An 11,613-nucleotide genomic window follows, 5' to 3' on the forward strand; every position below is an offset into this window, starting at 1 on the left:
GGGCGAGGAGTGGCCTAAATCAGTTCTCTGATGCGCTCGTAGTACTGGCCGAAGGCGGTGTCGGTCCGCGACCGCGGTCGGTCGAGGTCGACGTCGATAATCTGTCGGATCGACCCGGGGTTCTTCCCCATCACGATGATCCGGTCGGCGAGTTTCACGGCCTCCTCGACGTCGTGGGTGACGAACAGCACGGTCTTGCCGGTCTCTTCCCAGATCTCCAGCAGTTCCCCCTGGAGCATCTCGCGGGTCTGGGCGTCGACTGCGCCGAAGGGTTCGTCCATCAGCAGCAGGGCGGGATCGATCGCCAGCGCGCGGGCCAGCGCGACCCGCTGTTTCATCCCGCCGGACAGCGCCTTGGGATAGCTGTCGGCGAACCCATCGAGCCCGACGAGATCGACGAGGTGGTCGACCCGCCGCTCGCGCTCGTCGGTCGGAACGTCGGTCTTTTTCAGGCCGAAGGCGACGTTCTCCCGGACGGTCTGCCACGGGAACAGGTGGTACTCCTGAAAGACGATCCCCATGTTGGGCGTGGGTTCGGTGACGCGGCTCCCATCGAGGAGGACCTCGCCGGCGGTCGCGGGTTCGAGTCCGGCGAGGATGCGGAACAGCGTCGTCTTCCCACAGCCCGAGGGGCCGACGATACAGACGAACTCGCCGGTGTCGACGCCGAAGTCGACGTCGTCGAGTGCTTGGACGGTCCCCTGTTCGCCGTCGTACTGCTTGCTCACGCCCTCGATGCGAACCATCGAGCCGTCGGCGTGGCTCATCGCCATGCTAACACCCGCCGTTGGGCCGCCCGGAACGCCGTATCGACCAGCAGGAACAGCAGGCTCAACACCAGTATGTAGGTGATCACGACGTCGACCTGCAAGTTGTTCGAGGCCCGCAGAATCCGGCGGCCGAGCCCCGGCACGCCGAAGATCTCGGAGGCGACCACCAGCATCCAACACCGACCGATGCCGGTCCGAACACCGGTCAAGATTTCGGGTGAGGCCGCCGGGATCACGACCGACTTCACGAGTTCGAGATCACCCTTCACGCCGAGGCTCCGGGCCACATCAAGCAGGTCCTCGGAGACCCCCTCGACGCCACCGTAGCTGGCATAGAAGTTGATCCAAAAAGCCCCAATAGCGATGATGAAGGCGGCGCCGGCGTTGTTGATCCCGAACCATGCGATGGCGAAGCCGATCAGTGCCAGCGGTGGGACTGGCCGAAGCGTGCGAACGACCGGCGCGGTGATGTCGTCGAGCAGTCGACTCCAGCCGAAGGCGACGCCGGCGACGATACCGAGCAGGGTCCCGATGATCGTCCCCGGAATCCAGTGTTGAATACTCTGGCCGAGGGCGGTCGTCATCTCGCCGCTGGCAGCCTCTGCGACGAACGTCTCGGCCACCGCCGCCGGCGAGGGGAGGACGAACGCCGGCTGGAACAGCGAGGCGACCCACCACAGTCCGACGAACCCGAGTAGGCCGCCGAAGCCGAGGACTGCGCGGTGGAGGTCGACGTCGAGCCCCGACCGCTCGGCGGTGCCGGGCGTGTGTGCGTGGTCGGCTTGGTGATCAGTTGCCATTACAGGGAGTCGTAGATGCTCGTATCGAAGATCCCGTCAGTCGTCAACTGTTCGTCGGTCTGGCCGTTCGCAGCGGCGAACTCGGCGAAGATCTCGGTTCCCGACTCGATCTCCGCGGGATCGGTGACGAAGTTCGCCAGCGGCCCCGCCAGCGCCTGCTCGGCTTGCTCGGCTGGCATGCCGATCCCCTCTTCGACGATAGCGGCCGTCTCGGCGGGGTTCTCGGCGATGAATTCGGTCGCCCGGACGTGCTGGCGGAGGAACTCGCTGCCGACCGCCGACTCCCGAACCTCGTCGGTCATCAGCGTCACCGCGGCGGGCTGGCCGGGCATGATCTCACTGGAGGTGCGGAACGTCTCGAAGCCGAGGTCCTCGTTGGCCACCCGCGTCGGCACGGGCTCCATGATCGAGGTGCCGTCGACCTCGCCGTTGGCGATCGCCTGAAAGACGGCGTTGGCCCCGTTGATCTCGGTGATCCCGACGTCGGCCTCGGGGTCGACGCCCTCCTCTTGGAGCCAGTAGCGCAGCAGGACGTCCGGTACCGACCCTTGCGGGAACGTCCCGAAGGTGAACTGCTCGCCGTTTTGCTCCTCCCAGACGCCGAAGGCGTCGCTGCCGTGTTCCTCCCAGAGCGTCCCCAACTCTTCGTCGGCGACGATCGCCATCGGCTCTTTGATGTTGGCGGCGGTGACCTTGGCCGGGATGCCGCGGTCGATGGCGATCATCGCCGGGACGACGCCGAACATCGCGATGTCGATGTCGCCGCTGGCCGAGGCTCCGACGATGTCCGGCCCGTTGGTGAACTCTTGGCTCTCGACGGTGGCGTCGATCGATTCGAGGTAGCCCTCCGACTCCATCACGTAGTACTGGAGATCGGGGAAGATCGGCATATGCGCCACTGTGACATCGTCCCCGTCATCACCGCCGCCGAGACAGCCTGCAACACCGACTGCGGCCGTCGAACCGATGCCCGCGAGATACGACCGGCGAGACAGGCCGTGACTCCGTTCCGTCATTACTCTCTTGTTGTCCTGCAGGTCCATCACCCGGCGGGTTTCGGTAAACGCCGAATATACTAACGACAGCCGCGTTTGGCACGAACCGAACACTCAGCCGCTGTTACCCGGCGTGATTACCGAATACGTGCTTTCGACGAGTCATATATACCGGCAATAACTGGAGCTATTCAGCTCTGTGATACGTCGTCGACTGGTGAGGTGGTCACGACATCGGCCCGCAAGCCGCCCGTGGTGGTCACGATGCCGGCCTCAGGCTGTCCGTGGCGGTTACGATGCTGGCCTCGGGCCGCCCGTGGTTCCCCTGCCATCCGAGGCGGCGGTGGAGTCGACCGATCGGGTGTCTGATACCGCTCCGGTCGGAGCCGGCTGTCGACGAGCGAACGGCCGGATTTATTTTTCCCGTCACCTGTAGTGACCGTATGGAAATCATCGAACGTGGGGCTGCGGGGGCGGCCCGCGTCGCAGTCATCGGCGGCTTACACGGCGACGAGCCCGCCGGCGAGCGGATCGTCCGGCGACTCGCCGACCGGCTTCCCGACCCTGCGGAGACGACGGGCGAGGGGACCGTCCGGCTGATCGTCGCCAACGAACCGGCACTCGACGCCGGCGTCCGCTACACCGACACCGATCTGAACCGGGCGTTCCCCGGCGACGCCGACAGCGACGAGTACGAACGCGCACTCGCACCGGAGCTCATGGCCGCCGTCGACGGCTTCGACGCCGTCCTCGCGATCCACACCTCACACAGCGCGCCGCCGCCGTTTGCGATCTACAGCGAGCTCACGCCGTCGGTCCGGCGGACGGTGACCGCACTGGGTGTCGACCACGTCCTCGACGCCGGGGGGCTCCGGTCGACGACGCTCGACTCGGTGGTCCCGCATACCGTCTCGGTCGAGGTCGGTCGGCAGGGCAGCGAAGCGGCCGTCGACTTCGGCCTCGAAGCCACCCGTTCGTTCCTCCGGGCTCACGGCGCACTGGCCGACGAGTCGCCGATCTATCAGTCGGTGACGGTCGTCGAGGGGCTCGAAGAGGTTCCCAAAGGCGGCGGTGAGCCGCAGGTCAACTTCGCCAACTTCGAGGAAATCCCCGAGGGCGCGGTCTTCGCCAGCGACGACGTCTACACCCACCGCGTCGAGGAGGCCGGTATCGTGCCGGTTCTCGCCAGCGAACACGGCTACGAGGACATCTTCGGCCTCTACGGCCGGATCACCGGTACCCTCGACCCACAGCCGAGCGAGGAACGCTCCCCCGAACTGTAGGTCGGACGCATGCGGCGTGTCGACGATCCTCTCGGCACCTCCGGACTACTCGGAGGCGGCGGCCTGCTGGTGGTGGTGCCGGCGGAGGACGCCGACCTTGTTGGCGACCGTCGCGGCGAGGGACTCGAAGGCCGCGGCGGCGTCGCCGCTCTCGCGGCGGACGACCGGCTCGCCGTCGTCGCCGCCGGCTCGCACGGCCGGATCCAGCGGGAGCGAGCCGAGATACGGCACCTCGACCGCCTCGGCCAGCGACTGGCCGCCGTCGTCGCCGAAGATATCGTGGTGGCCGCCGCAGTCGGGGCAGACGAACGAACTCATGTTCTCGACGACGCCCAGTACGTTGGTCCCGTACTCGGCGAACAGCTCGACGCCCCGGCGGGCGTCGTCGACCGCCACCGACTGGGGCGTGGTGACGACGACCGTTCCCGTGACCGGCAGGTTCTGGAGGACGGTCAATTGGACGTCCCCGGTCCCCGGCGGCAGGTCGACGATCAGGTAGTCGAGACCGCCCCACGAGACGTCGTCGAAGAGGTTCGTGAGCGTGTTCTGGGCGACTGGGCCGCGCCAGACGACCGGGTCGTCCTCTTCGATCATCAGCCCGACACTCATCAGCTTGAGGCCGTGGGCCGTCGGCGGTTCGATCCGATCCTCGCCGTCGACCGTCGTCACGTCGGGATCGGCCTCGGAACCGAGCATCCGCGGGACGTTCGGGCCGTAGACGTCGGCGTCGAAGATCCCCACCTCGGCCCCGCGCTCGGCGAGCCCCGCCGCGATGTTGACCGCGACGGTGCTTTTGCCGACGCCGCCTTTGCCGGAGGCGACCGCGATCACGTTCCGGACGCCCGGCAGGACGGCCGTTTCGTTCTCGTCGACCAGCGGGACATTCGCCGAGAGTTCGGCGTCGAGCCCCGCCTCGGCGACCACCTCACGGATACGGTCGGCGATGGCCGCCTCGTCGGGCGCATGCGGTGCACCGAGGGCGAGTTCGATCCGGGCGGTGTCGTCCTCGATAGTGAAGTCGGTGACGACCCCCGCGGATACGATATCTGTGTCGAGCGCCGGGTCGTCGACGGCGCGCAGGCGATCACGAAGGTCGGTGTCTGAGATGTCAGTTGTCATTGGGTGTCGGTGTCGGGGTGTGGTTCGGCAGTCCCTGTGTCGGCTGCGACGCCCTCGCGGGCGTCCCATGCGGTGAACGTCCGGGCGATGCGTGCCACAGCGGCGAAGACGCCCTCGACGGTGTCCTCGCTTGCGACGGCCTCTTCGAAGGCATCGAGCCAGCCCAACCGGGCGAGTGTCGACGCTTGCAACTCGCGGACGCCAGCGAGTTCGTCGCTCGCGTCGTTTTCGTCGAGCAGCGCCGCCTCGCGCTCGCAGAGCGCCCGCATGAACTCGAAGCAGGCCGCGAGGTGGTCCGGAATGTCGTCGCCGCGTGTCGGCTCGAAGCCGGCGGCGTCGTATAGCCGGGCCATCGCGGCGGCCGGATCGCCCAGCAGTTCGCCCGACTCACCCGCCGTGTGGTACGGCGAATCCGACTCGAACTCCTCACTCGGATCGGTGGCGTGAGCCGACGCGAACGGCGGGATGTAGTGGTCTCCGGGGACGACGAACAGATTGTCGTACCCGATTTTGAGTGCCCGCTCGTCGGGGTTTTCGACCACGAGATCGTCGGTCTCGATAGCGATCGGCAGCACGGCGGCGAGGTCGACGAACGTTCGGTCGTCGAGCGCGGTCACGAGTCGGTCAATCTCGCCGTCGAAGGCCGCCGCCAGCAGCCCGTAGACGCGGGCTCGGGCCTGCGCCATCGCACGGGCGTTCGGATCGTCGGCGGGCGTGTCGTTGGCGTTGCGGGTAGGCATCGGGCTCACCGGCGCTCCACCTCGACGAAGGCGTCGTACTGGGCGTTGCTGCCGCCAACGAGGTCCGAGAGGCCGGTGTCGCCGAGTTCACTGTCCAGCGGTTGGATGTGGTTGACCGCGAAGCCGGCGTCCCGACCCTTGGCGATCCCTGCGTCGTCGTGCATCGGCTGGTCGAACTTGTAGGGCGTGTGGCCATCTGCCTCGGCAGCCGCTTGCGTCCGGCCGTCGACGGTCTGGTCGGCCGCGCCGTCGCCGCTGCGGCCCCAGCCCCACGCCGCGCCGACGACGCCGGGGCGGATGCCGCCGGTGACTCTCGCCATCCCCTCGACGGTGCGTCGACCGGCGTCGATGGTGATCTCGTCGCCGCTCTCGATGCCGCGTTTCTCTGCGTCTTTGGGATTGATCCACAGCGGGTTTTCGGGCTGTGTTTCGCGGAGCCACGGGCTGTTCTGGGTGCGGTGCATCCCCTGGGTGCGGGGCTTCCAGTTGATGAGCCGCAGCGGTCGATTGGGCTCCTCGTCGCCGCCCACGGCGGCCTGGACGTCGCCGTTGTAGTGTTTCACGTCGTCGACCTTCGGTAGCGGGTCGAACCGCTCGCCGGTAAACGAGTGTTTGCCGGTCGCCACGGGGTCGCTGTAGAAGTTCACCCGTGCGCCGAGTTTGTAGCGCATGTGCTCGCCGTCGTAGGCGTTGGTGTCGGTGCGTCGACCGGCGTAATCGTAGTCGTGGCCCTGCTGGCGGAACGCGGCCTCGTAGTCCTCGACCGGTTCCTCGAAGCGGCCACCGCGGTTGAGGACCGTGACGACTTTCGCCCACTCCTCGTCGGTGACCGCCTGCTGCCAGCGGGCGAGGTCGAAGGCGTCGCCGAGGCCCTTCTCGTGGCTCTCGCGGAACACGTCCTGTTCGGCGGCAGTGGCGTCGGCCACCGGCTCCCGCGAGTAGGCGATGTTGGCCGCCAGCTTGAGGTAAAAGTCCTCGGCCTGGTCGAGCGGCCACAGGTTGCCGTCGGCGTCGGGAATCGACGCCTCGCCGACGCCGGGGAGGTCCATCTCCTTCCAGATGTCGACGAGCACATCCTCGAAGGGCCGGGCGTCGGGGACGACCGAGATGGCGGGCTGGCTGATCTTCTCGTCGGCCAGCCGCTTGTTCGGGTAGGTGCCGAAGTTCTCCCAGCGTTCGAGGTAGGTCGGCTCGGGCAGGATGTAGTCGGCGTGTTTGCTGGTCTCGCCGATCACCGTATCCGAGGCGACCACCAGCGGGATGGTGTCGGTGTCCTGGAGGATCGCCGGGATCTGATCGCCGCCGGCGACCGCCATCACGTGATTGTTCGAGTACGGCCGGATGAACAGCGCGTTAACACCGTAGGGGTACTCGTCGGCGGCGCTGCCGTAGATCTCCTGGGTCTGCTGGGCCGGGGCGACGGGGAACCACGGCCGCTTGGCCGGGTAGCCGTCGTCGCGGTCGAACAGCGTGGTGTCCTCGTAGTTGACGCCCCCACGGGTCAGCGGGATCCCCCACGAGCCGTTGGCGTCGGGGACGTTCCCCAACTGGTAACGACCCGACATCGTGTCGTAACCCGCATATGGCGTGATCTGGCCGCCTTTCCAGTCGTAGTTGCCGATGAGGTGCTGGAGGGTGGCGATGGCGCGGGTGTTGTAGAAGCCGTTGGTGTGTTTCGCCGGGCCGCGGTACTGCATGATGGCGGCCTTCTTGCCGTGGCTGGTGAACTCGTCGGCGATCTCGGCGATCTGTTCGGTCGGGACATCCGCCATCTCGGCGTACTCTTCGAGGGTGTGTTCGAAGACACGGTCGCGGTACTGGCTCCAGACGCTCTCGACGCTCGTGCCGTTGACTGTCACGTCGACTTCCAGCACCGCGGTCTCGACCTCGCTGGCCGGGCGCGGGTCGCCCGACTCGGCGTCGACGACGACGTAGTCGTCGGCTGTCTCGGCGTCCGGTGCGACGAGGCCCAGGTCGGCGGCCGTCGCCTTCTGGCCCTCCGCCTCGTCGACGAGAACGAGATGGGTCGCGTCGCTCCAGGTGGGCTCGTTGTCGGCTCCGGCGGCCGCCTGCGAGGGGTTCTGCAGGTAGGTCAGATCGTGGCGGTCGTGGGCGATGATCCACCGGGCCATCCCGAGGGCGAGTGCGCCGTCGGCACCGGGATCGACCGGCACCCACGTGTCGGCCTTCTCGGCGGTCTTCGAGAGCCGCGGGTCGACCACGTCCATCCGCATCCCGTCCTGGATGGCGTTGGTCAGTTTCGGAGCGAGCCACGTCGGCCCTTTGTTGGCGACCATCGGGTTCGTCCCCCACACGAGGACGTACTCGGCCTCGTCGATGTCGGGGTACTGTCGCTTCTTTTTGGCGTTGTACGACCGGACGTTCCCCATCACGCTCGAAAAGCCACAGGTCCCGGCGTGGTGGAAGCTATTGATCGAGCCCAGCCCCTGCTTCCAGAGCCGCTTGCGGATGAAGTTCCGCCGGAAGCCGCCGACGTCGACGATCTGGTTGGCCTTCGGCCCCAGATCTGGGTGGTCGGTGTCGATGAGTTCGTCCTCCCACTTCGAATCGAACGCCGATTTCGCCATCGAGCCGTCCTGGACGGCTTCCCAGTCGCTCATGACCTCGCCTTTGGGAGCGTGGCCCCACATCTCGCGCAGACCGGGGTGGCCGAGGTCGTCGTCGCCGTCGACGATCTCCTCGATGGCCTGGTCCCACGAGATAGTCTCCCACTCGCCCGACCCCCGCGGCCCGACGCGTTTCATCGGTTTGCGGACCCGGTAGCTGTCGAAGGCCGTCTGGATGCCCGCCTGCCCTTTTAGGCAGATGCGGCCGCCCGACAGCGACCAGCGGTCGGTGTCGACGTCGCCCGTGCCTTCGAGGTCGCCCATGGCGACGGCTTCGGGGTCGCTGTCGTAGGGCACCTGGCCGAACGGCTGGGTGGTGAGGAACGAGTAAGGGTTCCCCGCCAGTTTCCTGATCAGCGAGCTGTACTCGCCGGTGCCGCTGCTGTCTGCGAGTCGCACCTTGACCGGGCAGAAGGTGTTACACTGCCCGCAGGTGGTGTGGATCACGTCGCTCGCGCCGTACTCGCCGTACTCGTCGCCGACGTAGTGGTGTTCGTCGTCCGTCCACAGGTCGCCCAGATCAGTGTCTACGGTCACACTGCTGAGACCTGCGATCGCGCCGATACTCCCTGCAGCCTTGACGAAGTCGCGGCGCGAAACCGACGCGCCGTCGTCGCCTGTGTCGTCAGTACTCATTCGTGGTCACCGCCGAGCGGTGTCAGTGGCAGCGTTTCGGCTCCCAGCGTGTACAGCAGCAGTCCGACAGCCATGATGCCGATACTCGATCCCCACTCAACGAGCGTCGGGAAGTACGAGCCGTGGGGGAGCCCCTCCATCACCGGCAGGATCTGTGCCGGGATGACGATATTGAACCGCACCGCGATGATCCCGATGACGACGCTCAGTCCGGCCAGCACCATCACCGACGGCGTGCGTCGCCACGACTTCTTGCTCAGCAACACCATCGGGAACACCCAGCTGAGGCCGACCATGAACCACCAGAACGACCACGACATCGGGCCGTACATGATGACCTGCCAGGTCTCGATCTCGTGGGGGTGGAGGCTGGCGAGCGGAATGAACGCCTCGATGGCGGTCAGCGCGGCGTCGATGATGATGAAGCCGATCAGCAGTTGGGCGAGTCGGTCGAGCAACTCCGGGTCGACCGAGTCGCCGTCGAACAGTTTGGTCCGGAGCACGTAGATCATCATTACCAGCGCGGTCCCGCTGAGTAGCGCCGAAATAACGAAGATCACCGGGAACAGTCCGCTGTTCCAGTAGGGCCGGGCCTTCGAGACGGCGAACAGCACGCCGGTGCCGCCGTGGACCGTGAAGATCGCCAGCGGAATCCCGAGAATCCCGGCCCGCTTGAGCCAGCGCCGGTCGAAGGCCTGCGACGCCTCGCCCGTGTCGTCGCGGCCCAGCGTCAGTACCGTGTAGAACCGCTCTCGAAGCCCCGAGGCCCGCTCGGCGACCCGCGCGAGGTCGATCCGCATCGAGAAGTACAGCTCCGTGACCAGGATGCCGATGTAGGCCACGTAGGCGTGGACCTCCCACGAGAGCGCCGAGGTGAGCTGTCGCCAAATAAATGGGAAGTACATTCGGTCCATCCGGCCGAGATCGATCCAGACGAACAGCAGGGCGACGACCATACTGATGATCGCCGCGAACAGCGCATCGCGGTCGATCCGGTGCATCCCCTCGATCTCGAAGACGTTGGCCATCGTGCTCACGAGGAATGCCCCCGCCGAGAGGCCGACGAAGTAGATGTAGAAGGCGACCCACGACCCCCACGGCACGATGCTCGTGAGGTTGGTACTCGCCATCCCCTCGGTGAGCCGGATGTAGGCCGCGACCGCACCGCCGGCCAGCAGGACGCCGATGAAGGCGTACCACGCGATCCGGAGCCGGTCGCTCTCGAAGCCGGGGTCGAACTCGAACTCGAAGCCTGATGATTCGGTTGCCATGATTATTTGAGGTAGTAGACGTTCGGGTCGGTCCCCTCGTCTTCTTTCAGTTGGAACGCCCGGCTTGAGTCGGCCATGGCGGCGACCTCACTGTCGGGATCGTCGAGGTCGCCCATGTTGCGGGCATCGCCGACACAGGTCTCCACACAGGCTGGCTCCTCGCCGCGTTCCAGCCGGTGGGTACAGAAGCTACACTTCCGGACGTTGCCGATGGGCGATTTGTTCTCCTCGCGTTTGCCGCGGTCGACACCGTACTCCGGACTGGTGATCTCGCCGGCCTCGTCGACTTCGTCGTCGTAGTTCTCGCCGAAGTCGAAGTAGCGTGCGCCGTACGGGCAGGCGATCATGCAGTACCGACAGCCGATACAGCGGTCGTAGTCGATGTTGACCACGCCGTCGTCCATCTTGTAGGTCGCCGACACCGGACACACCTGCACGCAGGGCGGGTTCTCACACTGCATACAGGGTTTCGGGACGTTCGTCCGCGTGGTGTTGGGGAACTCGCCGTGTTCCTCCTCCATCACGACGTTGTACGAGACGCCGGGCGGCGTCCGGTTTTCGGCCTTGCAGGCGACAGTACAGGAGTCACAACCCACACACTTCTGGAGGTCGATCACCATCCCCCACTTCTCGTCGCCCGCGCCGATACCGCCCTCGCCGTCGCCGGTCCCGACGCTCTCGGCGGCTACCGTGTCCATCGAGCCGACCGTACACTGCATCGACTCGGCGGCTTCCGTCGAGACCGTCTGGTCGCCGGCGTCGACTGCGGGGTTCGGCGTCTCGCGGTAGTCGTCGCCGAACTCGGCAGCCGCGGCCGCGTCGTGTTTCGCCCAGTACTCGTCGCCCGAGAGGTCACCGCGTGCGACGCGCTTGGCGTCTTCGGCCATTTCGATTCCGAGGTCGGTGTCGGCGTCGACATCCGCCAGTTCCTCGCGTGGGTCGGTCGTCTCGGCGTCGACCATCGCATCGAACTCGTCCCGACCGACGCTCGGGACGCCCGGAAGCGTCTCGCCGTCCGCGCTACTCATCGTTCCACCCCGTCGGTCGGCCCTTGAGGGGCCGGATCAGTCGATCGATCATACACGTAGACGTACGGCAACACCCGTGGTGAGCGTTGTACCGATACTGTTTGCCCGGCCGAAACCCCCCATATCCGGGGTCCCAATACTGTTTGCCCCGCCGATATCCCCACTGTCAGGGGTATCAATACTGTTTGGGTCGGGGGGTGGCTCCCCGATTTCGGGCGATGGAGTGATCGCGCTCGCCGCATGTCGACGACCACGATTATTTATCCGGTGAGACAGTCGACCCTCATTATGTACTGGTCGAATCGAGCGATAGGACGTCGTGCCGGCCGACGGTCGCCGCGAGT

At 66.4% G+C, this 11,613-nt stretch carries 9 protein-coding genes; 1 reads left to right on the plus strand and 8 read right to left on the minus strand.

Annotated elements, in window-relative coordinates; genetic code table 11:
- Positions 1-14: 14 nt before the first annotated feature.
- The 3 genes from NKJ34_RS12575 to NKJ34_RS12585 are packed head-to-tail and all read right to left on the minus strand — an operon-like array spanning position 15 to position 2,586.
- Positions 15-767, minus strand: a complete 753-nt coding sequence (locus NKJ34_RS12575) for an ABC transporter ATP-binding protein (RefSeq protein WP_253738656.1) — start codon at positions 765-767, stop codon at positions 15-17.
- Positions 764-1,570, minus strand: a complete 807-nt coding sequence (locus NKJ34_RS12580) for an ABC transporter permease (RefSeq protein WP_253738657.1) — start codon at positions 1,568-1,570, stop codon at positions 764-766. The genes NKJ34_RS12575 and NKJ34_RS12580 overlap by 4 nt, the downstream gene beginning before the upstream one ends.
- Positions 1,570-2,586, minus strand: a complete 1,017-nt coding sequence (locus NKJ34_RS12585; protein WP_253738658.1) for an ABC transporter substrate-binding protein — start codon at positions 2,584-2,586, stop codon at positions 1,570-1,572. The genes NKJ34_RS12580 and NKJ34_RS12585 overlap by 1 nt, the downstream gene beginning before the upstream one ends.
- A gap of 422 nt (positions 2,587-3,008) precedes the next feature.
- On the opposite strand from NKJ34_RS12585, the gene NKJ34_RS12590 reads away from it, so the two are divergent.
- On the plus strand, positions 3,009-3,848 hold the full coding sequence (locus NKJ34_RS12590; RefSeq protein ID WP_253738659.1) for a M14 family metallopeptidase: 840 nt from the start codon (positions 3,009-3,011) through the stop codon (positions 3,846-3,848).
- Positions 3,849-3,893: 45 nt separating this feature from the next.
- On the opposite strand, the gene NKJ34_RS12595 is transcribed toward NKJ34_RS12590, so the two are convergent.
- Genes NKJ34_RS12595 through NKJ34_RS12615 form a run of 5 tightly spaced genes read right to left on the minus strand, consistent with a single transcriptional unit; the run spans position 3,894 to position 11,269 of the window.
- Entirely contained in the window at positions 3,894-4,967 is a 1,074-nt protein-coding gene (locus tag NKJ34_RS12595) for an Mrp/NBP35 family ATP-binding protein (RefSeq protein WP_256488744.1), read from the minus strand.
- Positions 4,964-5,707 carry a TorD/DmsD family molecular chaperone gene (locus tag NKJ34_RS12600; RefSeq protein WP_253738735.1) on the minus strand — a complete coding sequence of 248 codons (744 nt, stop codon included), beginning with the start codon at positions 5,705-5,707 and terminating at the stop codon, positions 4,964-4,966. The genes NKJ34_RS12595 and NKJ34_RS12600 overlap by 4 nt, the downstream gene beginning before the upstream one ends.
- Before the next feature lie 5 nt (positions 5,708-5,712).
- Entirely contained in the window at positions 5,713-8,970 is a 3,258-nt protein-coding gene (locus NKJ34_RS12605) for a molybdopterin-dependent oxidoreductase (RefSeq protein WP_253738660.1), read from the minus strand.
- On the minus strand, positions 8,967-10,241 hold the full coding sequence (gene nrfD, locus NKJ34_RS12610; RefSeq protein WP_253738661.1) for an NrfD/PsrC family molybdoenzyme membrane anchor subunit: 1,275 nt from the start codon (positions 10,239-10,241) through the stop codon (positions 8,967-8,969). The genes NKJ34_RS12605 and nrfD overlap by 4 nt, the downstream gene beginning before the upstream one ends.
- Positions 10,242-10,243: 2 nt before the next feature.
- The gene (locus tag NKJ34_RS12615) at positions 10,244-11,269 is read right to left on the minus strand and encodes a 4Fe-4S dicluster domain-containing protein (RefSeq protein WP_253738662.1); all 1,026 of its coding nucleotides are present in this window, start codon (positions 11,267-11,269) and stop codon (positions 10,244-10,246) included.
- Positions 11,270-11,613 lie beyond the last annotated feature (344 nt).

This window comes from Halohasta salina (assembly GCF_024178165.1).
Classification (GTDB): Archaea; Halobacteriota; Halobacteria; order Halobacteriales; family Haloferacaceae; genus Halohasta; species Halohasta salina.

Coding starts and splice junctions, on each gene's coding strand:
- NKJ34_RS12575 (WP_253738656.1), bottom strand. CDS start 767: ATGAGCCACGCCGACGGCTCGATGGTTCGCATCGAGGGCGTGAGCAAG.
- NKJ34_RS12580 (WP_253738657.1), bottom strand. CDS start 1,570: ATGGCAACTGATCACCAAGCCGACCACGCACACACGCCCGGCACCGCC.
- NKJ34_RS12585 (WP_253738658.1), bottom strand. CDS start 2,586: ATGACGGAACGGAGTCACGGCCTGTCTCGCCGGTCGTATCTCGCGGGC.
- NKJ34_RS12590 (WP_253738659.1), top strand. CDS start 3,009: ATGGAAATCATCGAACGTGGGGCTGCGGGGGCGGCCCGCGTCGCAGTC.
- NKJ34_RS12595 (WP_256488744.1), bottom strand. CDS start 4,967: ATGACAACTGACATCTCAGACACCGACCTTCGTGATCGCCTGCGCGCC.
- NKJ34_RS12600 (WP_253738735.1), bottom strand. CDS start 5,707: ATGCCTACCCGCAACGCCAACGACACGCCCGCCGACGATCCGAACGCC.
- NKJ34_RS12605 (WP_253738660.1), bottom strand. CDS start 8,970: ATGAGTACTGACGACACAGGCGACGACGGCGCGTCGGTTTCGCGCCGC.
- nrfD (WP_253738661.1), bottom strand. CDS start 10,241: ATGGCAACCGAATCATCAGGCTTCGAGTTCGAGTTCGACCCCGGCTTC.
- NKJ34_RS12615 (WP_253738662.1), bottom strand. CDS start 11,269: ATGAGTAGCGCGGACGGCGAGACGCTTCCGGGCGTCCCGAGCGTCGGT.